The organism is Streptomyces sp. NPDC051921 (genome assembly GCF_040680975.1).
In the GTDB taxonomy this organism is placed as follows: Bacteria; Actinomycetota; Actinomycetes; order Streptomycetales; family Streptomycetaceae; genus Streptomyces.
The window spans coordinates 23683-46563 of the sequence record NZ_JBFAXU010000012.1 but is presented as its reverse complement, the minus strand read 5'-3'; the positions used below and the strand labels follow the sequence as shown (position 1 = coordinate 46563).

19 protein-coding genes and 2 riboswitches are annotated in these 22881 nt (G+C 74.7%); of the genes, 9 read left to right on the top strand and 10 right to left on the bottom strand.

Annotated features, from left to right (window positions below):
• The first annotated feature begins 9 nt into the window (after positions 1–9).
• On the top strand, positions 10–750 hold the full coding sequence (locus tag AB0M16_RS17560) for a cobalt-precorrin-6A reductase (RefSeq protein WP_365343712.1): 741 nt from the start codon (positions 10–12) through the stop codon (positions 748–750).
• Between the two features lie 160 nt (positions 751–910).
• Here the strand turns inward: AB0M16_RS17560 and AB0M16_RS17555 are convergent, their stop codons facing one another.
• The 3 genes from AB0M16_RS17555 to AB0M16_RS17545 are packed head-to-tail and all read right to left on the bottom strand — an operon-like array spanning position 911 to position 4478.
• Positions 911–2401 carry a precorrin-2 C(20)-methyltransferase gene (locus AB0M16_RS17555; protein ID WP_365343710.1) on the bottom strand — a complete coding sequence of 497 codons (1491 nt, stop codon included), beginning with the start codon at positions 2399–2401 and terminating at the stop codon, positions 911–913.
• Positions 2398–3051, bottom strand: coding sequence for a precorrin-8X methylmutase (locus AB0M16_RS17550; protein WP_365343708.1), 654 nt, complete (start codon positions 3049–3051; stop codon positions 2398–2400). The genes AB0M16_RS17555 and AB0M16_RS17550 overlap by 4 nt, the downstream gene beginning before the upstream one ends.
• Positions 3048–4478: a cobalamin biosynthesis protein CobG gene (locus tag AB0M16_RS17545; RefSeq protein WP_365343706.1), complete on the bottom strand. Its 1431-nt coding sequence runs from the start codon at positions 4476–4478 to the stop codon at positions 3048–3050. Before AB0M16_RS17545 ends, AB0M16_RS17550 begins: the two co-directional genes overlap by 4 nt.
• Positions 4479–4617: 139 nt before the next feature.
• Positions 4618–4700: riboswitch (cobalamin riboswitch) on the top strand.
• A gap of 59 nt (positions 4701–4759) precedes the next feature.
• On the opposite strand from AB0M16_RS17545, the gene cobN reads away from it, so the two are divergent.
• A complete protein-coding gene (gene cobN, locus AB0M16_RS17540; protein WP_365343704.1) occupies positions 4760–8380 on the top strand; it encodes a cobaltochelatase subunit CobN in 3621 nt (1206 codons plus the stop codon).
• Here the strand turns inward: cobN and AB0M16_RS17535 are convergent.
• Together AB0M16_RS17535 and AB0M16_RS17530 are read right to left on the bottom strand one after the other, a co-directional pair.
• Positions 8377–9981 (bottom strand): ABC-F family ATP-binding cassette domain-containing protein, encoded by a 1605-nt coding sequence (locus AB0M16_RS17535; RefSeq protein WP_365343702.1) that lies wholly within the window; start codon positions 9979–9981, stop codon positions 8377–8379. The genes cobN and AB0M16_RS17535 overlap by 4 nt on opposite strands.
• A 157-nt stretch (positions 9982–10138) precedes the next feature.
• Complete coding sequence (locus AB0M16_RS17530) at positions 10139–10486, bottom strand: DoxX family protein (protein ID WP_365343700.1); 348 nt, start codon at positions 10484–10486, stop codon at positions 10139–10141.
• A 92-nt stretch (positions 10487–10578) separates the two neighbouring features.
• On the opposite strand from AB0M16_RS17530, the gene AB0M16_RS17525 reads away from it, so the two are divergent.
• Positions 10579–11022: a MarR family transcriptional regulator gene (locus AB0M16_RS17525; RefSeq protein WP_365343698.1), complete on the top strand. Its 444-nt coding sequence runs from the start codon at positions 10579–10581 to the stop codon at positions 11020–11022.
• Positions 11023–11143: 121 nt separating this feature from the next.
• Positions 11144–12010, top strand: a complete 867-nt coding sequence (locus tag AB0M16_RS17520) for an alpha/beta hydrolase (RefSeq protein ID WP_365343696.1) — start codon at positions 11144–11146, stop codon at positions 12008–12010.
• A 291-nt stretch (positions 12011–12301) separates the two neighbouring features.
• Here AB0M16_RS17520 and AB0M16_RS17515 read toward each other — a convergent pair whose 3' ends face one another.
• Entirely contained in the window at positions 12302–12895 is a 594-nt protein-coding gene (locus AB0M16_RS17515) for a histidine phosphatase family protein (RefSeq protein ID WP_365343694.1), read from the bottom strand.
• A 51-nt stretch (positions 12896–12946) separates the two neighbouring features.
• Positions 12947–13087: riboswitch (cobalamin riboswitch) on the top strand.
• 35 nt (positions 13088–13122) lie between these two features.
• Between AB0M16_RS17515 and AB0M16_RS17510 the strand changes: the two genes are divergently transcribed.
• Entirely contained in the window at positions 13123–13341 is a 219-nt protein-coding gene (locus AB0M16_RS17510) for a CbtB-domain containing protein (protein ID WP_365343692.1), read from the top strand.
• Positions 13342–13356: 15 nt separating this feature from the next.
• Positions 13357–14202 carry a CbtA family protein gene (locus AB0M16_RS17505; protein WP_365343690.1) on the top strand — a complete coding sequence of 282 codons (846 nt, stop codon included), beginning with the start codon at positions 13357–13359 and terminating at the stop codon, positions 14200–14202.
• 155 nt (positions 14203–14357) lie between these two features.
• On the opposite strand, the gene AB0M16_RS17500 is transcribed toward AB0M16_RS17505, so the two are convergent.
• Positions 14358–15317, bottom strand: a complete 960-nt coding sequence (locus AB0M16_RS17500; protein WP_365343688.1) for a D-2-hydroxyacid dehydrogenase family protein — start codon at positions 15315–15317, stop codon at positions 14358–14360.
• 52 nt (positions 15318–15369) lie between these two features.
• Positions 15370–17025 (bottom strand): glycosyltransferase, encoded by a 1656-nt coding sequence (locus AB0M16_RS17495; RefSeq protein ID WP_365343686.1) that lies wholly within the window; start codon positions 17023–17025, stop codon positions 15370–15372.
• Between the two features lie 116 nt (positions 17026–17141).
• Between AB0M16_RS17495 and AB0M16_RS17490 the strand changes: the two genes are divergently transcribed.
• Positions 17142–17795 (top strand): methyltransferase domain-containing protein, encoded by a 654-nt coding sequence (locus AB0M16_RS17490; protein WP_365343684.1) that lies wholly within the window; start codon positions 17142–17144, stop codon positions 17793–17795.
• A gap of 368 nt (positions 17796–18163) precedes the next feature.
• Here the strand turns inward: AB0M16_RS17490 and AB0M16_RS17485 are convergent, their stop codons facing one another.
• A complete protein-coding gene (locus AB0M16_RS17485; protein ID WP_365343682.1) occupies positions 18164–19363 on the bottom strand; it encodes an FAD-dependent oxidoreductase in 1200 nt (399 codons plus the stop codon).
• Between the two features lie 124 nt (positions 19364–19487).
• Positions 19488–20432 carry an RNA polymerase sigma-70 factor gene (locus AB0M16_RS17480; protein WP_365343680.1) on the bottom strand — a complete coding sequence of 315 codons (945 nt, stop codon included), beginning with the start codon at positions 20430–20432 and terminating at the stop codon, positions 19488–19490.
• Positions 20433–20689: 257 nt separating this feature from the next.
• Here AB0M16_RS17480 and AB0M16_RS17475 point away from each other — a divergent pair, with 257 nt between their 5' ends.
• Together AB0M16_RS17475 and AB0M16_RS17470 are read left to right on the top strand one after the other, a co-directional pair.
• Positions 20690–21649, top strand: coding sequence for a hypothetical protein (locus tag AB0M16_RS17475; protein WP_365343678.1), 960 nt, complete (start codon positions 20690–20692; stop codon positions 21647–21649).
• A gap of 171 nt (positions 21650–21820) precedes the next feature.
• The gene (locus AB0M16_RS17470; protein WP_365343676.1) at positions 21821–22867 is read left to right on the top strand and encodes an FAD-dependent oxidoreductase; all 1047 of its coding nucleotides are present in this window, start codon (positions 21821–21823) and stop codon (positions 22865–22867) included.
• Positions 22868–22881 lie beyond the last annotated feature (14 nt).

Here is a 22881-nt window from a genome sequence, read left to right as displayed (position 1 = left end):
AGGATTCCCATGCACGTACTCATCCTCGGCGGGACGACCGAGGCCCGCGCCCTGGCCGGGCTGCTGCACCCGCGGGTCCGCGTCACGAGCTCCCTCGCCGGGCGGGTCGCGGCACCCCGGCTGCCGGCCGGGGAGGTCAGGATCGGCGGCTTCGGCGGGCCCGAGGGACTCGCCGCGTGGCTGCGGGAGCACACCGTGGACGCGGTCATCGACGCCACCCATCCCTTCGCCGAGCGGATCAGTTTCAACGCGGCCGCGGCGGCCGCCACCGCCCATGTTCCCCTGCTGGCCCTGCGGCGTCCCGGCTGGGTCCCGGTGGACGGCGACCGATGGCACGACGTGGCGTCCCTGGACGGCGCCGCCGCCGCCCTCGAAGGCCTCGGCGACCGCGTCTTCCTGACCACCGGCCGCATGGGCCTCGCCGCCTTCGCCGACCGCCCCGAGTGGTTCCTGGTCCGCTCCGTCGACGCCCCGGAGTCCCCGATGCCGGCCCGCACCGAAGTCCTCCTGGACCGCGGCCCGTTCACCCTCGACGGCGAACGCGCCCTGCTCGCCGCCCACCGCATCGACGTCCTCGTCACCAAGGACAGCGGCGCCGCCGCGACCGCCCCGAAACTCACGGCCGCCCGCGAGGCCGGCATCCCGGTCGTCGTCGTCCGCCGCCCACCCGTCCCGACCGGCGTCCCGACGACGCCGACCGCGGAGGGGGCGGCGGCGTGGGTGGCGGCTCGGGAGCACGACGGGCGCTGAGCGCGACAGACACGGGTGCCGGTCTTTACACCGAGGGGCTGGGCACGTTCACCCGTACCGGCGGGCAGCAGTAGCCGGCGGCGCGGGCCGGGCGGCCGCCCTCCGCGGAGCGGTCACCCGGTGTGCGGTCGTACGGCGCGGTGTGCGGTCGTACGGCCTCTCAGCCGTAACGCCGCGGCGTCCACGCGATCCTGCGGCCGTCGGCCCGTTCCGTGACCCGGGTCTGCGACGAACCGATCAGGAGGAGCGTGCGCATGTCGACCTCGGCCGGGTCCAGGGTCTTGAGGGTCAGGACGCGGACGGACTGCTCCGGGCCGCCCACGTCGCGGGCGACGACGACCGGGGTGTCGGGGGAGCGGAGTTCCAGGAGGAGGTCGCGGGCGGCGGCCACCTGGTGGGTGCGGCTCCTGGAGCCCGGGTTGTAGATGGCCAGGACCAGGTCGGCCTCGGCGGCGGCGCGGACGCGGCGGGCGATGACGTCCCAGGGCTTGAGGCGGTCGGAGAGGGAGATCGTGGCGTAGTCGTGGCCGAGCGGGGCGCCCGCGGCGGCGGCCGCCGCGTTGGCGGCGGTCACACCCGGCAGGACGCGTACCGGGATGTCGGCGTACTGCTCCTCCGCGGCGACCTCCAGGACCGCCGTGGCCATCGCGAAGACGCCCGGGTCGCCACCCGACACGACGGCGACGCGGCGCCCGCGTCGGGCCAGGTCGAGGGCGAACTCGGCGCGCTCCGACTCGACCTTGTTGTCGGAGCCGTGGCGGCGCTGGCTCGCGCGCAGGACCGGGACGCGGTCGAGGTAGGTGGTGTAGCCGACGAGGTCGTCGGCGTTGACGAGCGCGCCGCGGGACTCGGGGGTCAGCCAGGGGGCGCCGGCCGGGCCCGTGCCGACGACCACGACCTCGCCGCCGGTCTCGCGGGACTCGGGGGCCACGGCGTCGATGCGGGAGGGGAGGACCGCCACCGAGAAGTACGGGACGGTGGTCGGGTCGACGTCGGCCAGGGCGTCCGTGCGCTCGCCCGCCATGAACGCGCGCTCCACGTAGCGCGCGTCCTCCAGGCGGCCCGCCCGTTCCAGGGCGCGTCGCACGGTCGGGAAGGTGCGGCCGAGCTTCATCACGACGGCCGAGTCGGTGCCCGCGAGGCGGGCGGTCAGCTCGTCCTCCGGCAGGGTGCCGGGGATGATCGTCAGCACCTCCTCCGCCTCGCACAGCGGCTCGCCCAGACGGGCGGCGGCGGCGCTGACGGAGGTGACGCCGGGGATGACGGTCGTCTCGTAGCGGTGCGCGAGCCGCTTGTGCATGTGCTGGTACGAGCCGTAGAAGAGCGGATCGCCCTCGGCGAGGACGGCGACCGTGCGGCCGGCGTCGAGGTGGGCGGCCAGGCGGGCCGAGGCCTCCTCGTAGAAGTCGTCGAGCGCGCCGCGGTAGCCGCCGGGGTGGTCGGTGGTCTCCACCGTGAGCGGGTACATCAGCCGCTCCTCGATGTGGTCCTCGCGGAGGTGTTCGGCCGCGATGGCGCGCGCGATGGACCGGCCGTGGCGCGCCGAGTGGTAGGCGACGACGTCGGCCTCGGCGATGGCCTTCACGGCGGCCACGGTCATCAGGTTCGGGTCGCCGGGGCCGAGGCCCACGCCGTAGAGCTTGCCGGTCACTTCTGGATCTCCGCTTCGTGCGCGAGGGCGTTGAGGGCCGCCGCGGTCATGGCGCTGCCGCCCCGCCGGCCGCGGACGACGAGGTACTCCAGGCCGAGGGTGTTGGCGGCGAGGGCGTCCTTGGACTCGGCGGCGCCGATGAAGCCGACCGGGATGCCGAGGACGGCGGCGGGCTTCCCGGCGCCCTTCGCGATCATCTCCAGGAGGTGGAAGAGGGCGGTGGGCGCGTTGCCGATGGCGACGACGGAGCCCTCCAGGCGGTCCCGCCACAGCTCCATGGCCGCGGCGGAGCGGGTGGTGCCGAGCTCGGCGGCGAGCGCGGGCACGGCCGGGTCGGACAGGGTGCAGACCACGTCGTTGTCGGCGGGCAGCCGCTTGCGGGTGACACCGCTGGCGACCATCTGCGCGTCGCACAGGATGGGCGCGCCCGCGCGGAGGGCGGCGCGGGCCGAGGCCACGACACCGGGGGAGTACGCGACGTCCTGGACGAGGTCGGTCATGCCGCAGGCGTGGATCATCCGCACCGCGACGGTGGCGACGTCGGCGGGCAGGCCCGCGAGGTCCGCCTCGGCGCGGATCGTGGCAAAGGAGCGGCGGTAGATCTCCGCCCCGTCCTTCTCGTACTCGAACATCCTCTTGGTCTCGCTCATCTCGTCGTGGGCGTGGGCGTGGGCGTGGGCGTGGGCGTGGTGCCTGCCGGGGGCATGGTGCGGGCCGGGGGCATGGTGCGGGCCGAGGCGACCGCTGCGGGCAAGGAGGCGCGGGGGGTGGGGACGCCGGCCACCAGATAGCCGCCGTCGCCGGTGGCGAGGACGTCGACCCAGCTGCCGTGCGGGTGGCCGCAACGGCGTTCGCAGCCGGAGAAGTGCACGGGCAGGAGGCCCGCGGGCGCGTGGCGGGCCTCGGCGCGCACGTCGTCGAGGGCCTTGGCGCAGCCGGGCCGCCCGGTGCAGGCGGTGACACCGGCGCCGGGCGCGTCGGGGCGTGCGACGAGGCCGAGCGCGGCGAGTTCCGGCAGCCGGGCGGGGTCGGTGCGGACGACCACTCCGCGCCAGGGCGTCAGCCGGATCCCGTCCGCGGGCGACAACGCCCGCAGCTGGGCGACGGTCAGCCGGCCGAGGGGGGCGAGGACGTACACCGCCTCAGGACCGAGCTTGCCCGGCACGGGCGGCGCGCCGTGCGGGAGCGGGGGGTCCGGTACGGGCTCCGCCGTGATCCCGGCCCGCGCGAGGGCCCCGGCCAGGTCGGGGGCGTGGCCCTCGGGCAGCTCCCGTGCCCGCCAGGCCCCGTTGCCGGCCTGGGCGGCCGCGTCGAGGAACGCGAGGGCGGCCGTGAGCGCCGCGCGCGGCGCGTCGGCGGCGGCGACGCGGTGGGCGGCGACGCGGTGGGTGGTGCCGCGGCGGACGGTGCCGGGGCGGGTGGTGCCAGGGCGGGTGGTGCCGGGGTCCGGGGCCGGACCCCCTCCCGCGCCGGGGTCCGGGGCCGGACCCCGCCCCGGGCCGGGGACGGGCCGCGGACCCCCGCCCGTCGCCGACGGACCCAGCAGCGCGGTCCCACCCGGCTCTGCGATCAAGGTCACATCCCCGCCGAGTCCCGCGACGTCGCCGCGCCCGTCGTCGAGGACGAAGAGGAAACGGCCCGAAAGGGACGCGGCCCGCGGTTCCGCGCACAGCAGCGCGTCCAGCTCGCGGACCCACAACTGCACGTCCGCGTGGCCGAGTCCGTCGAGACCGGCGGCCGGCGAGGCCACGATGTTGCGCACCCGCTCGTGGGTGGGGGAGGGCAGCAGGCCCGCGGCGTCGAGGAGGGCGGCGAGCTCGGCCCCGCAGCCGTCACGCAGACCGCGCAGCTCCGCGTTGCCGCGCGAGGTGACACTGACGCCGCCGTCGCCGAGGACCTCGGCCGCCGAGGCCAGCACGCCGACCTGATGTGCCGTCAGCATGCCGCCGGGCAGGCGCAGTCGGGCCAGGAAGCCGTCGTCGGCGGCGTGCAGACGCAGCGCCCCCGGGCATGCGTCACCACGGTCCCGTATGAGTGGTTCGCCCCGTTCGGGCGAGCTGTGAGGGGTGGGCGGCATGGCGGCGAGCATACCCACGGGCCCCCGGCCGTCCGAGGGCTCGTGCGACGGTGTGATCAGGCCTACTCGCCCGCGCCGCCCCACCCCCCGACCCGCACGATCTAGGATGCAGACCGGCATGGGGTCCCAGGACCCCGGGGAGGAAGCCCGGTGAGAATCCGGCGCGGTCCCGCCACTGTGAGCCGGCCCCGGGCACCCGGGTGCCCGGTGAGTCAGGAACTCCCGCCGTCCATACGACCACCCGGGGCGCGGACAACCCCGAGGAAGGGCCTGAGCTCGCCATGCTCCTGCTGCTGTCGCACTCCGACACCGACCTGCTCAGCGCCCGTGCGGCGAACACCGCCGACGGCCCGGTCGCGTACCGCTTCGCCAACCCGGCGCGGCTGCCCCTCGCCGACCTCCCCGCGCTCCTCGACGACGCCCAGCTCGTCGTCGTCCGCCTCCTGGGCGGCATGCGCTCCTGGCAGGAGGGCCTGGACACGGTCCTCGCCGCCGGGAAGCCGGTGGTCGTGCTCAGCGGCGAACAGGCCCCCGACGCCCAGCTGATGGGCGCCTCCACCGTCCCGGTCGGCGTCGCCACCGAGGCCCACGCCTACCTGGCGCACGGCGGCCCGGACAACCTGGAGCAGCTGGCCCGCTTCCTGTCCGACACGGTCCTGCTCACCGGCCACGGCTTCGAGGCCCCGGCGCCCGCCCCCACCTGGGGCCCGCTGGAGCGGACCGCGAGGAACGAGACCGGCCCCACGGTCGCGGTGCTCTACTACCGCGCCCACCACATGAGCGGCAACACCGCCTTCGTCGGCGCCCTGTGCGACGCCGTCGAGGAGGCCGGCGGCCGCGCCAAGGCGCTGTACGTGGCGTCCCTGCGCGCCCCCGAGGCGGAGCTCCTCGACGAGCTGCGCGGCGCCGACGCGATCGTCACCACCGTCCTCGCCGCCGGCGGCACCAAGCCCGCCGAGGCACAGGCCGGCGGCGACGAGGAGGCCTGGGACGCGGGCGCGCTCGCCGCGCTCGACGTACCGATCCTGCAGGCGCTGTGCCTGACCGGCTCGCGCGCCGCGTGGGAGGAGAACGACGAGGGCCTGTCGCCGCTGGACGCCGCCAGCCAGGTCGCCGTCCCCGAGTTCGACGGGCGCCTGATCACCGTCCCGTTCTCCTTCAAGGAGATCGACGAGGACGGCCTCCCGGCCTACGTCGCCGACACCGAGCGCGCCGCCCGCGTGGCCGGCATCGCCGTCCGGCACGCCCGCCTGCGGCACATCCCGAACGCCGAGAAGAAGCTGGCGCTCGTCCTCTCCGCGTACCCGACGAAGCACTCCCGGATCGGCAACGCGGTCGGCCTCGACACCCCCGCATCCGCCGTCGCGCTGCTGCGCCGGCTGCGCGCGGAGGGCTACGACTTCGGCCCGGTCGAGGACATCCCGGGCCTCGTGTCCGGCGACGGCGACGAGCTGATCTACGCCCTCATCGAGGCCGGCGGCCACGACCAGGACTGGCTCACCGAGGAGCAGCTGGCCCGCAACCCCGTCCGCATCCCGGCCGCCGACTACAAGCGCTGGTACGCCGAGCTCCCGGCCGAGCTGCGCGAGCAGGTGGAGGAGCACTGGGGCCCGGCGCCCGGCGAGATGTTCCTCGACCGCTCCCGGAATCCCGAGGGCGACATCGTGCTCGGCGCGCTGCGCCGCGGGAACCTGCTGGTCCTCATCCAGCCGCCGCGCGGCTTCGGCGAGAACCCGATCGCGATCTACCACGACCCCGACCTGCCGCCGTCCCACCACTACCTGGCGGCCTACCGCTGGATCGCCGCCCGTGAAGAGGACGGCGGGTTCGGCGCGGACGCGATGGTGCACCTGGGCAAGCACGGCAACCTGGAGTGGCTGCCCGGCAAGAACGCGGGCCTGTCCGCCGCGTGCGGTCCGGACGCGGCCCTCGGCGACCTGCCGCTGGTCTACCCGTTCCTGGTCAACGACCCGGGCGAGGGCACCCAGGCCAAGCGACGCGTCCACGCGACGCTCGTCGACCACCTGGTGCCGCCGATGGCCCGCGCCGACTCGTACGGCGACATCGCCCGCCTGGAGCAGCTGCTCGACGAGTACGCGCAGATCAGCAGCATGGACCCGGCGAAGCTGCCGGCGATCCGCGCCCAGATCTGGACGCTGATCCAGGCCGCGAAGCTGGACCACGACCTGGGCATGGACGACCGTCCGGACGACGACGGCTTCGACGACTTCCTGCTGCACGTCGACGGCTGGCTCTGCGAGGTCAAGGACGCCCAGATCCGCGACGGTCTGCACGTCCTCGGCGGCGCCCCGACCGGCCCCGAGCGGGTCAACCTGGTCCTGTCGATCCTGCGCGCCCGCCAGATCTGGGGCGGCACGCAGGCACTGCCCGGCCTGCGCGAGGCCCTCGGCCTGGACGAGTCGGCCGCGACCCGCACGACCGCCGACGAGGCGGAGGCGAAGGCGCGCGAGCTGGTCGAGGCGATGGAGGCCGCCGACTGGGCGGTCGACGCGGTCCCGGCGCTCGCCGAGCCGTACGGCCCCGAGGTCGCGGACGTGCTGCGCTTCGCCTGCGAGCAGGTCGTGCCGCGGCTCGCCGCGACCACCGACGAGCTCGACCACGCCGTGCACGCGCTGAACGGCGGCTTCGTGCCGGCCGGCCCGTCCGGCTCGCCGCTGCGCGGTCTGGTCAACGTGCTGCCCACGGGCCGCAACTTCTACTCCGTCGACCCGAAGGCCGTCCCGTCCCGCCTGGCGTGGGAGACCGGGCAGGCGCTCGCCGACTCGCTGCTCACCCGCTACCGCGACGACAACGGCGAGTGGCCCACCTCGGTCGGCCTCTCCCTGTGGGGCACGAGCGCGATGCGCACCGCGGGTGACGACGTCGCCGAGGCCCTCGCGCTGCTCGGCGTCCGCCCGCTGTGGGACGACGCCTCGCGCCGCGTGAACGGCCTGGAGCCGATCCCGACGGCCGAACTGGGCCGTCCGCGCATCGATGTGACGCTGCGCATCTCCGGCTTCTTCCGGGACGCCTTCCCGCACGTCATCGGGCTGCTCGACGACGCCGTACGGCTGGTCGCGGGCCTCGACGAGCCGGCCGAGGACAACTACGTCCGCGCCCACGCGCAGGCCGATCTGGCCGAGCACGGCGACGAGCGCCGCGCCACCACCCGCATCTTCGGCTCCCGCCCGGGAACCTACGGCGCGGGCCTGCTGCAGCTGATCGACTCGCGCGACTGGCGCACCGACGCCGACCTGGCCGAGGTGTACACGGTGTGGGGCGGCTACGCGTACGGGCGCGGGCTCGAAGGGCGCCCGGCGCGCGCCGAGATGGAGACGGCGTACAAGCGGATCGCGGTCGCGGCGAAGAACACCGACACCCGCGAGCACGACATCGCCGACTCGGACGACTACTTCCAGTACCACGGCGGCATGGTGGCCACCGTCCGCGCGCTGCGCGGCACGGCCCCCGAGGCGTACATCGGCGACTCCACCCGCCCGGAGACCGTCCGCACCCGCACCCTCGTCGAGGAGACCTCGCGCGTCTTCCGCGCCCGCGTGGTCAACCCGCGCTGGATCGAGGCGATGCGCCGCCACGGCTACAAGGGCGCCTTCGAGCTGGCGGCGACCGTCGACTACCTCTTCGGCTACGACGCCACGACGGGCGTCGTCGCCGACTGGATGTACGACAAGCTCACCGAGGCCTACGTCCTCGACCCGGAGAACCAGGCCTTCCTCAAGCAGGCCAACCCCTGGGCCCTGCACGGCATCGCCGAGCGCCTCCTGGAGGCCGAGTCCCGCGGCATGTGGGAGAAGCCGGACCCGGAGACGCTCGCGGCGCTGCGCCAGGTGTTCCTGGAGACCGAGGGGGACCTCGAAGGCGCCGCGGGCGACGAGGACTAGATCTCCGCGGGAGCCGTCGTCGGGGCCGGGGCAAGTTCGAGCCGCCGGCCCCGGAAGCCCGCCCGCAGCCGGCGGTCGTGGCTGACCACGACCAGGGTGCCCGGGTAGGTCGCCAGGGCCGCCTCCAGTTCCTCCACCAGGCCGGGGGACAGGTGGTTCGTGGGCTCGTCGAGGAGGAGCAGGTCGGCGGGCCGGGTCACCAGGCGGGCGAGCTCCAGCTTGCGGCGCTGCCCGGCGGACAGGTACCGCACCGGGACGGTCAGGTCGCGGGCCGTGAAGAGCCCGAGCGCGAGCAGCTCCTCCTCGCGGTCCGCGCCGAAGGCCGCCGCCACCGTACGGGGGTCGGTGGGCGGCGCGGTGTCCTGGCGGAGCAGACCGACCCGGGCCGGGGCACCCACCGTGCCGCCGTCCGGGGCGAGTTCGCCCGCCAGGACCCGCAACAGCGTCGTCTTCCCGGCCCCGTTCGGGCCGGTGACCAGGAGCCGTTCGCCGGGCTCCAGGTGCAGGGCGTCGAGCCGGAGCCGCCCGTCGACGCGCACGTCCGCGAGGTCGACCGGGGCGGGCTCGCCCTCGATCCGGGCCGCGAACCGCAGGGGGTCCGGTGGCCTGGGCACCGGGTGCTCGGCGAGCTCCCGGAGCCGGGTGCGGGCGGCACGGATACGGCTCGCCGCGCCGTGCGCGCGTGACCGGGCCCGGAAGGCACCGGCGCCGCTGAACGCGGCCGGGGCCTTGCGCGGGATGTGGGAGAAGCGGTCGATGTTGCTGTCGGCGATGCCCGCGTACCGGGTTCGCTCGGCCCGCCACTCCTCGTACGCCCGCTCCCGGCGGGCCCGTTCGGCGGCCCGGCCCGCCAGGTAGCCGGTGTAGCCGTTGCCGTGGCGCCGTACCGTCCGGGTCTCGTGGTCGACCTCCAGGACGGCGGAGGCGACCCGGTCGAGGAAGGCCCGGTCGTGGGTGACGGCGACGACCGTGCCCCGGTGGCCGCGCAGCCGCTCCTCCAGCCAGCCGACGGCCTCGTCGTCGAGGTCGTTGGTGGGCTCGTCGAGGAGGAGCAGCTCGGGGTCGGAGGCGAGGGTCGCGGCGAGCGCGAGCCGGGAGCGCCGGCCGCCGGTGAGGGTGCCGAGCGGGCGGTCCCGGTCGAGCGGGGCGCGCTCGCCGAGCCGCCGGAGCACGGTCTCCACCCGCCGGTCGGCGCCCTCTCCGCCGCGGGCCTCGTAGGCGGCGAGCAGTGCGGCGTACCCGTCGAGGTCGCCGGTCGCGGCGAGCACGGCCTCGGCCTGCCGGATGCGCCGTTCCAGGTCCCGTACGTCGGCGAGCGCGCGGTCGATCGCGTCGCCGACGGTGGCGCTGCCGGGCAGGTCCAGGGTCTGGGCGAGGTACCCGACGCCGCCGGGGGAGTCGACGGTGACGGTGCCGTGGTCGGGGCTCTCCAGGCCGGCCAGGAGCCGCAGGAGCGTGGACTTGCCGGAGCCGTTGTCGCCGACGACGCCGACGCGTTCGCCGGCCTGGACGGTGAGCGAGACCCGGTCGAGGACGAGCCGGTCGTGGACGTGCCGGTCGTCGTAGCGCTTGGTGACGTCGGTGAGATGGACACGGAACAAGGGCGACCTCCCGGGCTCGGGGACAGGGCGGGATCCGCGGCGGGGATCCATGGGTGATGCAAGCGAGACGGCACGTCTCGTCTCGGTCTCGCGCCACCGTACGCCTCCGACCCCCGCGGCGCAAGACGTTTCGTCTCGCGACGCGTCGCGAGGTCGCTCAGGCGGAGGCGGCGCGCAGGACCAGTGCGACGCCCGACAGCAGGGTGAGGACGACGGCCGGTGCCACCGCGTAGTCCTTCGCGCGGACGTGGCTGACGATCGCGCCGAGGAAGTAGAGCACCAGGCCCACGGCCGCGGCCTCGCCGAGGGCCGGGACGGCGAGCCCCGCGAGCAGGCCGAGCGCGCCCGCCGCCTTCGCGGTCGCCAGCCAGGGCAGCCAGGAGTCGGGGATGCCCAGCTTGGTCATGCTGCCCGTGACCTGCGGATTCCGGGTGAAGGTCAGGAAGGCGGAGGCGGAGGTCGCGAGCGCGAGCAGTGCGGCGACGACGGCGTAGCCGATGAACATGGAGGTGCTCCAATGATCTGGGGACGGAAACCGTTGAAGAGTAACAACGATTTATCGAGCTCCACAATGGAGCCGCTGTTACGGTGGACGGCATGGCAGCAGCTGACCCGAACGACCGCCTCGGCTTCCTCCTCTCCTTCCGCGGGGAGCTCACCGGCGCGCGCATCCGGGCCGCCCTGGCCGTCGCCGGGCTGCACCCGCGCAACGCGATGACCCTCATGCGCCTGGCCCCCGGCGCCACCAGTCAGCGCGAGCTCGCTGCCGTGATGGAGGTCGACCCCAGCCAACTGGTCGCGATCCTCAACGAGTTGGAGTCGGACGGGCTGTGCGAGCGGCGCCGTGACCCGGCCGACCGGCGCCGCCACATCGTGGAGATCACCCCGGCGGGAGTCGAGGCCCTGGATCGCGTGGACGCCGCGGTGAGCGCGGCCGAACGCGAGCTCTTCGGCGATCTCACCGAGGCCGAGCAGACCCTGCTGCGCGGCCTGCTCGACCGGGTCGTCGTGGACCCGGCCGGACACGAGTGCGGCGAGTAGCCGACCGGCCCCCGGGGGCGGGGACGGACGGACCGCGCCCGAGGGAGTCCGCGCACGGCCGATGAGTTCCGGCGGTGGCCGGGGTCCACCCCCTGACCGATCCACCGCGGAGGAGAGAACCATGGCCGAGACCGACACCCGCACCCTGGAGACCGCCGGAGCGACCCTCCGCTACGACGTGCGCGCCGGCACGGGAAGCCACCCGCGCCCCCTGCTGCTCATCGGCTCCCCGATGGACGCGACCGGCTTCACCACCCTCGCCTCCCACTTCGCCGACCGGACCGTCGTCACCTACGACCCGCGCGGCGTCGGCCGGAGCGTCCGCACCGACGGCGCGGCCGAGACGCGGCCCGAGGAGCACGCGGACGACCTGGCCCGGCTGATCGAGGACCTCGGCACCGGTCCCGTGGACGTCTTCGCCAGCAGCGGCGGCGCCGTCAACTCCCTCGCGCTGGTCGCCGCGCGCGGCGACCTGGTGCACACGCTCGTCGCCCACGAGCCGCCGAGCGCCCAGGTCCTCCCCGACCGGGAGGCGGCGCTCGCGGTCTGCTCCGACGTCCGCACGACCTACCTGCGCGACGGCTGGGGCGCGGGCATGGTCAGGTTCTTCGCGGTCGTCTCCCACAAGGGTCCGTTCCCGGCGGACTGGGCGGCGCGGCCGTTCCCCGCCCCCGACACCTTCGGCCTGCCGACCGAGGACGACGGAAAGCGGGACGACCCGCTGCTCGGGCAGAACATGCGCGGCTGCACCTCCTACGCCCCCGACTTCCCCGCGCTGCGGGCCGCGCCGACCCGGATCGTCGTCGCCGCCGGCGAGGAGTCCGAGGGGGAGCTCGCTGCGCGCGCGGCGGCGGCCGTCGCCCAGGGGCTCGGAACCCCGCTCGCCGTCTTCCCGAGCAACCACGGCGGCTTTCTGGGCGGCGAGTTCGGCCAGCACGGCGCCCCGGAGGCCTTCGCCAAGGCGCTGCGCGCCGCGCTCGAAGCCTGACGCCCCGTCCAGGTCCCGGGACCCGGGGCTCGCGACCGGACTCCGCAGCGCCGAGGCCGTGACCCGACGCCCGTGGCCCGACGCCGGGAGCGGCTCGCGATCGCCGACGCCCCCTCCCGGCCGCCTCCCCCGGCCCGCGGGGCACCCGCTCGGCGCCGTACCGCCGCGGCCCGGCTCGCGGCGCATCCCGCTCGGCGCCGTACCGCCGCGGCCCGGCCCGCGGCGCACCCGGCCAGCGTCGTACCTCCGCCCTGCTCGCGGGGCACCCGCTCGGCGCCGTACCGCCGCGGCTCAGTCGACCGGCGTCCCCAGGCGCACGTTCCAGCGGCCCGACCGTCCCGACAGCTCGATCCGCTCCAGCGGGCGCACGTCGAGCCGCCAGAAGACGGCCTCCGGCGCGCCGAGGGCGTGGGCGACGGCCGCGCGGATCACGTCCGGCTCGGCGAAGGCGAGCACGGTGCCCGGCTCCAGGGCGTCCATCCAGTCCGCGACCCGGACCCTCAGCTCCCGCAGCGACTCGCCGCCGTGCGGGGCGGCGGCCGGGTCGGACAGCCAGGCGGCCACCGACTCCGGCTCCTCGGCGGCGAGTTCGTCCAGGCTCCGGCCCCGCCACCGGCCCATCGCGCAGCCCGCGAGCGCCGGTTCGGCGGGCACGTCCGGGTGGCCGAGGAGCCCGGCCGTCCCCTCGCAGCGGACGGACGGCGAGCGGAGCAGGCGCATCCGGCGCGCCGGGCACAGCGGGCTGACGCTCCGGTTCCGCAGCGGCTCCAGCGGCCCGTCGTCGTCGAACCGCGCCTCGCGCAGCGCCTTGTTCATGGCGGGCGCGACCAGGGCGAGGTGCACGGTCCCGGTGCCGGTCCCGGCGGCGGGCGTGGACGTGGTCATGGGTGATACATCCCTCAGCGTTTCAGGCGGTCTTGGCGTGATGTGATCGGCGCGGTACCGTCAGTCGACATTTCCATATGAACGACGACGGCGAGACGGAAGCCCGGTGAGAATCCGGCACGGTCGCGCCACTGTGAGCCGCCCCCAGCCCGTGGACGGTGAGTCAGACCCGACGACCGTCGTCGCGCACCACCGTATGGGACGCGAGTTCCCGAGGAGGTTCCACCATGGCCGAGGCCATTGCGTCGCCCGCCGTTCCGTCCACCCCCGCCGTCACGCTCCCGGTCCGTGCCGTGCTTCCCTGGGCGGCCTTCGCCGGCATCCTGATGCTCGTCGCGCTCTACTTCGTCGGTGCCGAGCAGGGGGCCACCTCCCTGTTCGCGGGCAGCGACGTGCACGAGTGGGTGCACGACGGGCGCCACCTGCTCGGTTTCCCCTGCCACTGAGGGGCCACCGCGCACATGTCTTCCCCCGCTCACGTCCCCACCGCGCCCACGGGCTCGCTCGTCGGGAGACTCCTGGTCCGCGGCATGCTCGCGGGCCTGATCGCCGGACTGTTCGCCTTCGCCGTCGCCTACGTCGCCGGTGAGCCGTCCGTCAACGCGTCGATCGCCGTCGAGGAGGCCGCCGCCAAGGCGGAGCACGCGGCGGCGCCGGCGCACGACCACGGCGCCAACGGGGCGGCCACCCAGGCCGACTCCGAGGAGGAGATCGTCAGCCGGGACCTGCAGTCCACGGCGGGTCTCGCCACCGGCGTCCTCGTCTACGGCGTCGCCCTCGGCGGCATCGCGTCCCTGGCGTTCTGCTTCGTCCTGGGACGGGTCGGCCGGTTCACCCCGAAGGCCACCGCGGCGCTCGTCGCGGCGGCGGCCTTCACCACGGTCTACCTGGTGCCGTTCCTGAAGTACCCGGCGACCCCTCCGGCCGTCGGCAACCCGGACACCATCGGGAAGCGCACCACGCTCTTCTTCCTGATGATCCTGCTGAGCGTGCTGCTCGGCATCGCCGCGGTCGTCGCGGGCCGCCGGCTGGCGCCGCGCCTCGGCAACTGGAACGCGACCGTCGTCGCGGGCCTCGGCTTCGTCGCCGCGGTCGGGATCGCCTGCGCGTTCCTGCCCGGCAACGAGGACGCGGTGGCGGCCACCTTCCCGGCCGCCGTGCTGTGGGAGTTCCGGCTCGCGACCCTGGGCATCCAGGCGGCCCTGTGGGTGGCCTTCGGGCTCGCCTTCGGGCTGCTCGCGGAACGCCTGCTCGCCCCCAGGGCGCAGGCGGCACCGGGCGTGACGGCGGCGGCCCCCGCCGCCTGAACCCCGCGACGCACGACAGCGATCGGCCCCGTCCACCCGGTGAGGTGGACGGGGCCGGTCGTCGTTCCGCGCGCCGTTCCGCGGCGCCGGGCCCGGTCGTCGACCTTCCGCCTGCCGGGCGAGGCGGGAGTGCGACGAGGGGGCCCAGCCGTGGCCTAGCCGAGCTCGCGCACCGGCGCCCCGGCCAGGAAGGCCTCGATGTCCTCGACGGCCTGGCCGAAGTAGCGGGCGTAGTTGTCCTCGGTGACGTAGCCGAGGTGCGGCAGGGCGAGCACGTTCGGCAGGGCGCGCAACGGGTCGTCGGCGGGCAGCGGCTCGGTGTCGTACACGTCCAGACCGGCCCCGCCGATCCGGCCCTCGCGCAGTGCCCGCAGCAGTGCGGGGCCGTCGACGAGTCCGGACCGCGAGGTGTTGACGAGGTGGGCGCCGGGGCGCATCGCCCGCAGTTCCTGCTCCCCGAGGAGGCCGCGGGTGCGGTCGGAGAGCACCAGGTGCAGGGAGACGACGTGGGCGGCGCCGAGCAGTTCGTGCAGCGAGGCCGCCCGCCGCACACCGTGCCCGGCCGCCCGCTCGTCGGTGAGGTTCGGGCTCCAGGCGGTCACGTCCATGCCGAAGGCCTGCCCGATCCGCGCCACACGGCCGCCGATCTTGCCGAGTCCGACGAGGCCGAGGGTGCGGCCCGCCAGGTCCGTGCCGACCGTCGACTGCCAGGGCCCGCCCTCCCGCATCGCCCGGCTCTCGGTGTGGACCTGCCGGGCGAGCCCCAGGATCAGCGCCCAGGTCAGCTCGGTGGGCGGGACGGAACTGCTGTCCGTGCCGCAGACGGTGACGCCCCGCTCGCGTGCGGCGGCCACGTCCACGGACGCGTTGCGCATCCCGGAGGTGATCAGCAGCCGCAGCCGCGGCAGCCGTGCGAGGAGCGCGGCGTCCACCGGGGTCCGCTCCCGCATCACCACGACGATCTCGCAGTCCTCGACGGCGCCGACGAGCGCGTCCCGGTCGGTGAGGTGCTCGCGCAGGACGCGCACCTCGACCCGCCCGTCGAGCCGGCCCCAGTCGGCGGAGGAGAGGGCGACGCCCTGGTAGTCGTCGAGGATCGCGCAACGCAGTGTCATGCAGCGCATGATGGCGTACGGGACCGGTGCGCGGGCGGTCGGGGGCGCGCGGCTACTTCCAGTTGATCCGGGCCTTGACCGCGCGGGCCGCCTTCCAGCCGAAGCTGACGGCGTACGCGGAGACCGCCGACGGCGCCGGCTTCACCTGGAGCACCAACTGTCCGTCGCGCGGGCCGATCCGCACCGTGTGCAGCTTCTTGCCGGCGCCGGGCAGCGACACGGCGTGCTCGTCGGCCCGCTTGCTGACCTTGCCGCCGAGGGCCGTGCCGAGGTTGCCGCGGGCGGTCAGGCCCTGAGCCGTGCAGCGCAGCGAGAGGTGCCAGTCGCCCTTGGGCAGGGCGCCGCCGCCGTCGGCGGTGGCCAGGTCGACGGAGGCGCGGAAGCAGGCCCGCCCGTAGTCGTAGGTCTCCTTGCCGCGGGTGACGGTCAGGTGCGGGGAGGGGACCTGCTCGGCCGGGACGGCGATCTCCCGTCCCGTGCCGACGTGCTTGAGGACGACCTCCGTCACCAGGTCGTCGGTGTCGGCCTGGTCGAGGTACGCGTAGCCGGCGAGGTCCAGGACGGTGCCTCGCCAGGCCAGCCGGTCGACCCGGCGACGCGGGCTGACGCCGAGCGCCGCGCGGGTGATGTCGCACAGCTCCTCGTGCGCGGCGGAGCCGACGGCCGGGAACGGCGGCGTGGCGTACAGCTTGCCGTCGCGGACGACGGCCTTGCCCGGCTGCCCGGCGACGTGCCACTCCACGACGGAGACGAGCTCGTCCGTCAGCCCCTCGCGCAGGCAGTGCGCGATGAGCTTCTCGTTGACGGGCATCTTGGCCAGGATCTCGGGGTTGATCCACTTACGCGCGTAGGGGCGGGCCAGTTCGACCATGCGCTTGCGCTCGTCGCCGTCGGCGGCGAGGAAGCGTTGGTCGAAGCGGCGGATCATCTCGACGTTGACGTGCCGTCCGACGAGGTGGTCGCGCAGCGGGCCGGGCTCGGTGAGGCCGGTGACGAGGTCGACCATCTCGTCGGCCTGCTCCACGGCGACGGTGAAGTCGATGCCGTTCGCGGTGATGTTGCCGTCGTCGCCGCGCTTGACGACGTAGTAGCAGTCGTAGTCGCCGACGATCGAGATGACCCCGCTGTGCAGATAGGCCCGCGCGACGAAGTGCTGGTCCTCGCTGATGCGCATGTGCTCGGGGAAGCGCAGCCCGTGCTTCTCGATGACCTCGCGCCGGAACAGCTTGAAGGGCATGAGGGTGTAGTAGACGTCGCCCTTGGACAGGTCGACCTTGTCGACGTTCTTCGCGAAGACCTGCTTGGGCACCCGGCGTCCGACGCCGATCAGCTTGGCGAGCACCGTGTCCGAGCCGTTCTTCTCGGCCATCGCGACCAGCCGCTCCAGGGCCTCGGGCCCGAGACAGTCGTCGCCGTCGACGAAGAACACGTAGGTGCCGGTGGCGTGGTCGAGCCCCACGTTGCGCGGCCGGCTCGGCCCGCCGGACGCCTCCTGGTGCACGACCTTCATGACGCCCGGGTGCCGCTCGGCCCACGCGTCGAGCGCCTCACCGCTGCCGTCGGTGCTGCCGTCGTTCACGGCGACGACCTCGATGGCGTCCAGACCGATGGTCTGCTGCTCGATCGACTGGAGGGTCAGTTCCAGGTACGGCATCGCGTTGTACACGGGCACGACGAGAGAGACCGTGGGCGTACGCGGGACGTTCATCTTTCGGATCCCCCAGTGCAGATCTTGTGAAGCTGGTCGCGACGCCGCATCGTATCGCCAGCTGGGGGAAGGCGGATCAGCCGCCGTCCGGACCCGGTCACCCTAGGCTGACGGACATGGCATCCACGGCGACTTCCCGGATGGCGCAGGCATTCGACGAGCTGTCAGGTGACTACGACGACGCCCACCATGACGCCGTCGCGGCGGAACTGACCCGCTGGCTCGACCCGTCGGCGGGCCGAGCGGTGGCCGACGCGGCGTGCGGCACCGGGGCGGTGGCCCTCGCGGTGGCCGGGCGCTGGAAGGGGTCCGGGGCGGCGTCGCCTGTCCTCGCGGTGGACCTGTCGGCCGGGATGGTGGCGGCCGGTCGGGCCCGGGCCGAGCGGGCGGGACTGGCCGGCGCGGTCGACTGGCGCGTCGGCCCGGCGGTTCCGCTGCCCGTCCGCGCCGGTGCCCTGGACCTGGTGCTGTGCGCGTCCTCGCTGCACTTCCTGGGCAGGGCCGCACTCGCGGACTGGCTGCGTGCCCTACGGCCGGGCGGCCGGGTCGGCTTCAGCCTGCCGGTGGCGTCGACGTTCCGGCCACGCGGTGTGTTCGCCGAATTGGTCGCGGCCGATCTGCCGTTGCCCGAGACCGCCGAGGACGCGGTCCGCCTGACCGAAGCGGCGGGCTTCACGGCTGTGGCCGCGCGGACGTTCCAGGTCGGCACCCGCGCCGTACTCCTGGTCCGGGCCGAGACGCCCGGCGGCGAGGGCGGACGGGCCGGCTGACACCGAGGCCCTGTCCCGCGCCGACGCCCGGTGGCGGTCGCGACCGCGCCACGGGCGGGCCCGGGGGTGGGGAGCGGAAGCCGCGGTCGGCCGAACGCCGACGCGGGAACCGCGCGCGGACCCGGACCTGCTGGCCCGGTGCCGCGCCCCGGTCTTGCTGGCCGGGTGCTGCCGGCCCGGACCTGCTGCCGGCCCGGTGCCGCGCCCCGGACCCGCCTGCTGGTCCGGTGCCGCGCCCCGGACCTGCCGGCCCGGTGCTGCGACTCCGACCCGCTGCCCTGTGTCCGTGCCCCGGACCCGCCGCCCCGGGTCTGCGACCCGGGGCTCCGGTCGCGGCGGCGGTGCGGCGGAGGCGGTGGGCTCGGGGGTCAGGCCGTCGCCCGCGACGGGGTGCGGCGCTGGGTCTCCTGCCGTACGACCCGGCGGCGCCGGGACGGCAGGCCCGCCGTCGGGTTGGCGACGCCCCAGGCCGCGCCCTTGCAGATCAGCTCCTTGTAGAGGGCGGCCACGCGGCCCGTCAGGGCCTTGTCGACCGCGCGGTCGTCCGCGGTGACGAACTGGATCAGGCCCTCCCGGCGCCCGAGCGAGACGCACTGCTGGAAGTAGCGGATGGAGACGTGGGGAACCTTGGTGCCGGCGAGTCGGGCGGCGATGGCGTCGGCGGCCTGCCAGGCCATGGGGACGCCCGAGGCGCAGGACATGCGGAGCGGCCTGTCGTTCGGACCGATCGCCATCGCCGCGTCACCCACGGCGTACACGTCGGGGTGGGAGACCGAGCGCATCGTTTCGTCGACCACGATCTGACCGCGCTCGGTGACCTCCAGGGTGGTGGCCCGGGCGATCGGGTGGACGGCGAAGCCGGTGGTCCAGACGGTGACGTCGGCGGGGACGGTCCGGCCGTCGGCGGTCGTCACGCGGTCCGCCGCCACGGCGTCGACCGCGGCGTGCTCGTGGACCTCGATGCCGAGCCGGTCCGTCACCTTCCGCAGGTGGGCGCGGCCCTTCGCCGAGAGCCAGTCGCCGAGGGTGCCGCGGACGGCCAGGGACACGGCGAGGTCCGGGCGGGACTCGGCGATCTCGGTCGCCGCCTCCAGGCCGGTCAGGCCTCCGCCGACCACGACCACGGGCCGGCCCGCCCCGAGGGCGGCGAGGCGGTCGCGCAGGCGGCGGGCGCCCGGTCGGCTGGACACCTCGTCGGCGTGTGCGGCCGTGCCGGGGACGTCGCCGTCGTTCCAGCCGCTGCCGAGGGCGTAGACAAGCGTGTCGTACGTGAGCTCCGCCGGGCCGCCGTCGGCGCCGCTGACGGAGACCGTCTTGCGCTCCACGTCCACGGCGGTGACGCTCGCGAGCCTCAGCTCGACGCCCGTGCCGGCGAACATCTCGCCGAACGGGCGGGGCTTGAGCTCCTGGCCGGTGGCGAGCTGGTGCAGCCGGACGCGCTCCACGAAGTCGGCTTCGGGGTTCACGAGGGTGATGGTGACGTCCTCGCGGTGCAGCCTCTTGGCGAGGCGGCCGGCGGCGACGGCTCCGGTGTAGCCGGCTCCGAGGACGACGATGCGGTGCTGCATGTCCGTGCTCCTGTCTGGGCGGGGTCCGCCGTTGTCCGGCGTGGTGTCGCCCCTTGAACCGGGCAGCCCGACGTTTCCTGACAGGATCCGGATGTGACCTGCGTCACATCCCATGGGGTGGGTGTCAGAGGGTGTGGAGCGGGCCCTCCCCGTGGTCCGCGGCGGCCCACTGCTCGGTCGCGCGGACGAGCTTGTCCGGGTTGACCTGGCTGCGGACCGCCACGATGCCCTCGGGGGTGACCTCCAGGCAGGTGATGCCGACGACCCGGCCGTCCACGACGGCGAGGACGGCGGGCCCGCCGTTGGCGGTCGTGGCGTAGATCTCGGGCACGCCGCCGACGATGGCCCGCTTCGACGGGGCGGGCTTGAACAGGCCGCGCAGGAAGGTGGCGACCGCCTTCGCGCCCTCGAAGGCCTTGGCGCGGGCCGGGACCTTGCCACCGCCGTCCCCGACCGAGACCGCGTCCTCGGTGAGCAGGCGGACGAGGGGTTCGGTGCGGCCGCTGGTCGCCGCGGCCAGGAACTCCTCGACGATCCGCCGGGCCGTGGCCTCGTCGACCTCGGTGCGCACCTTGCCGTCCGCCACGTGCTTCTTGGCCCGGTGGTAGATCTGCTGGCCGGCCGCCTCGGTGATGTCCAGGATCTCGGCGATCTCCCGGTGCGGGTAGTCGAAGGCCTCCCTGAGCACGTACACCGCCCGCTCCTTGGGGGACAGGCGCTCGAGGAGGACGAGGACGGCGTACGACACGGACTCGCGCTGCTCGGCGGTGTCGGCCGGGCCGAGCATCGGGTCCCCGACGAGCAGCGGTTCGGGAAGCCACCGGCCCACGTACGTCTCACGCCGCGCGCGTGCCGACGTCAGCTGGTTGAGGCACACGTTGGTGAGGACCTTGGTCAGCCAGGCCTCGGGGACCTCGATGCGCTCGACGTCGGCCGCCTGCCAGCGCAGGAAGGTCTCCTGCACGGCGTCCTCCGCCTCGCTCGACGAGCCGAGCAGCCGGTAGGCGATGGCCTCCAGCCGGGGCCTGGCGGCCTCGAACCGGTCGACGTCACTCATGAGCAGGGCCATGACCGTGATCCTAGGCGCCCCGGCGCCGGAGCGGCAGTCGACGCGGCCCCTCCGTCCCGGGGCCCCCACCGGTCCGCCCGGCCCGGCGCCCCCCCGCTGTTCACTGCGCACAAACCCCGTTGAGCTGCGGTTCCGTAGAAACGCACGAACTACGGATCATTCCTGCCGCTCAGGTTTCATGCTTTCAACGCCTGCCTGCGACAAAGCAGTTGAGGATGTACTCGCCGGACAAGCCGAACTAACGAACGGGAAGAGCCTTGTCCGAGAAGCTGCCTGGCCGTCAGATCGAGATCTCCTGGCCCGACCTCGGCATCACCGTCACCGCCGACCTTGACGGCCGCAACCCGGCACTCGCCGACGCCCTGTGGGAGTCCCTGCCCTACCAGAGCCTCCAGGGGCACGCCCTCATCGCGGGGGAGCACCTCTACCACGTGGCACCGGTACCCGCCCTGCTGCACACGCCCCACGACACGCGCATCCCCGACCGCCGCGAGGCCCCCGACGGCACCGTGTTCCTCTCCGGCCTGCAGCACCTCGGCATCAAGTACGGCACCCTCACCGAGCCGATGCCGGCCACGCCCGTCGGCCGCATCCGCGCGGCGGACATGGGCGCCCTGCGGGAGGCCGGGGCCGCCATCTGGGACGCCGTCTACTCCACGAAGAAGCAGATCCTCGCCGAGGTCCGCCGCGCGGGCGGACCGGGCGGCCACCGCATCCCGATGCTGCACGCCACCGACACGGCCGCCGACTGCCTGATCGCGGACATCTTCGCCGAGACCGAGAAGATCTGGCTCGCACCCCCGGTCGAGCTGGACGAGCTCCACCGGGGCGTCATCCCCTCGCGGGCGGGCAACTTCGGCACGGTCCTCCCCACCCTGCTGTTCGTCAACGGCGAGACCCGGCCCCTGGGTTACGCCTCCTACGGCGGACTCGTCCGCGCCGCCGTCCAGGGCATGCCCATGGACTCGCTCGTCCACATGACCCGCCTCCTGGTCGGCGTCCCCGCCGAGTTCCTGGGCTACTGCGGCCTGGAGCGGCTGTGGGCGTTCACCCAGCGCTTCCTCGACGTCCTGGACGACCTCGACCGCGACGACTTCTACGCCGTCACCAGCCAGATGGCCCTCTACATCAACTGCCTCGGCGGCTGGAACCTCCAGCTGTACCCGTGGGAGACCGGGGACCACCTGCGCCAGCAGGGCGCCGAGGCCGTCGCGTAACCCAGCCCGGAGCGGAGTCCGTCGCGGAGCCGACGCCACCGGTACCGCCCGCGAGGCCGACGCCATCGGTACCGCCCCGCGGGGCCGACGGCACCGGTACCGCCCGCGGGGCCGACGCCACCGGTACCCGGCTCCGCCGCCCGAATCCCACACCCCAGGAGAAGGAAGACCTTGAGCGCCCTGCCTGCCCGCGCCGACGCCGTCGTCATCGGCGGTGGAGTGATCGGAACCTCCGCCGCCTACCACCTCGCCGAGGCCGGAGTGGACACCGTGCTGCTGGAACGCGGAAGCCTCGGTGGCGGGGCATCCGCGCACACGGCGGGCATGGTCCGCACGTACTTCCCGGGCGACCCCCACACCGGGGGGATGGCCGTGCGCAGCCTGAACGCCTACCACGACTTCGCCCGTCGGACCGGGACCCCGCTCGGCCTGAAGAAGCTCGGGTTCATGGCGCTGTTCACGGACGAACAGGAGATCGCCGCCTTCGGGGCGGGCCACCAGGCGCAGCTGGCGGCCGGCGTCCAGGTCGACCTGATCGGCGCCCGCGAGGCGGCCGAGCTCAACCCGCTGGTCTCCGAGCGCGCCGTCCTGGCCGCGGCCTGGGCCCCCGAGGCGTACCACGTGGACGGCCTCGACATCGTCCGCGGCTACGCCGCCGCCGCCCGCGATCACGGCGCCCGCCTGTTCACCCACACACCGGTCACCCGTATCGACGACGACAACACCGTCCACACCCCGCAGGGCCGCATCACGGCGGACAGCATCGTGTGCGCGGCCGGGCCCTGGTCCGGCGAGGTGGCGTCCCTGGCGTCGGTCGACCTGCCGATGACCCCCCACGCGATCGAGATGCTGTTCACCGACGTCCCGCCGTCCCCGCACCCCGAGCTGCCCATGACGATGCACGCCGCGTCCGGCCTGCGGATCCGCTCGTGGAAGGACCGCATCCTCCTCGCCATGGGCGCACCCAAGGGTGGCGAGACACGCGAAGCCTGGCTCGGCCGCATCTCCGGCCACCTCGGCGCCCTGTTCCCCGCCCTGGACGGCATCGGCCTGCGGCGCGCGTGGTCCGGCGACTTCGACGCCAGCCCCGACAACACCGCCTTCATCGGCGAACACCCCACCCGCCGCTTCCTGTACGCGGCCGGATTCACCGGGGCGGGCCTGTGCCAGGCCCCCGCGGCCGGGGAGAAGCTCCGCGACCTGCTGATCGCCAAGTAGCCCCATAACAGGAA

Excerpts from the sequence above, each read along its gene's own strand:
- AB0M16_RS17560 (WP_365343712.1), top strand. The coding sequence starts at position 10 with ATGCACGTACTCATCCTCGGCGGGACGACCGAGGCCCGCGCCCTGGCC.
- AB0M16_RS17550 (WP_365343708.1), bottom strand. The coding sequence starts at position 3,051 with ATGAGCGAGACCAAGAGGATGTTCGAGTACGAGAAGGACGGGGCGGAG.
- AB0M16_RS17545 (WP_365343706.1), bottom strand. The coding sequence starts at position 4,478 with ATGCCGCCCACCCCTCACAGCTCGCCCGAACGGGGCGAACCACTCATA.
- cobN (WP_365343704.1), top strand. The coding sequence starts at position 4,760 with ATGCTCCTGCTGCTGTCGCACTCCGACACCGACCTGCTCAGCGCCCGT.
- AB0M16_RS17530 (WP_365343700.1), bottom strand. The coding sequence starts at position 10,486 with ATGTTCATCGGCTACGCCGTCGTCGCCGCACTGCTCGCGCTCGCGACC.
- AB0M16_RS17525 (WP_365343698.1), top strand. The coding sequence starts at position 10,579 with ATGGCAGCAGCTGACCCGAACGACCGCCTCGGCTTCCTCCTCTCCTTC.
- AB0M16_RS17520 (WP_365343696.1), top strand. The coding sequence starts at position 11,144 with ATGGCCGAGACCGACACCCGCACCCTGGAGACCGCCGGAGCGACCCTC.
- AB0M16_RS17515 (WP_365343694.1), bottom strand. The coding sequence starts at position 12,895 with ATGACCACGTCCACGCCCGCCGCCGGGACCGGCACCGGGACCGTGCAC.
- AB0M16_RS17510 (WP_365343692.1), top strand. The coding sequence starts at position 13,123 with ATGGCCGAGGCCATTGCGTCGCCCGCCGTTCCGTCCACCCCCGCCGTC.
- AB0M16_RS17505 (WP_365343690.1), top strand. The coding sequence starts at position 13,357 with ATGTCTTCCCCCGCTCACGTCCCCACCGCGCCCACGGGCTCGCTCGTC.
- AB0M16_RS17500 (WP_365343688.1), bottom strand. The coding sequence starts at position 15,317 with ATGACACTGCGTTGCGCGATCCTCGACGACTACCAGGGCGTCGCCCTC.
- AB0M16_RS17495 (WP_365343686.1), bottom strand. The coding sequence starts at position 17,025 with ATGAACGTCCCGCGTACGCCCACGGTCTCTCTCGTCGTGCCCGTGTAC.
- AB0M16_RS17490 (WP_365343684.1), top strand. The coding sequence starts at position 17,142 with ATGGCATCCACGGCGACTTCCCGGATGGCGCAGGCATTCGACGAGCTG.
- AB0M16_RS17485 (WP_365343682.1), bottom strand. The coding sequence starts at position 19,363 with ATGCAGCACCGCATCGTCGTCCTCGGAGCCGGCTACACCGGAGCCGTC.
- AB0M16_RS17480 (WP_365343680.1), bottom strand. The coding sequence starts at position 20,432 with ATGGCCCTGCTCATGAGTGACGTCGACCGGTTCGAGGCCGCCAGGCCC.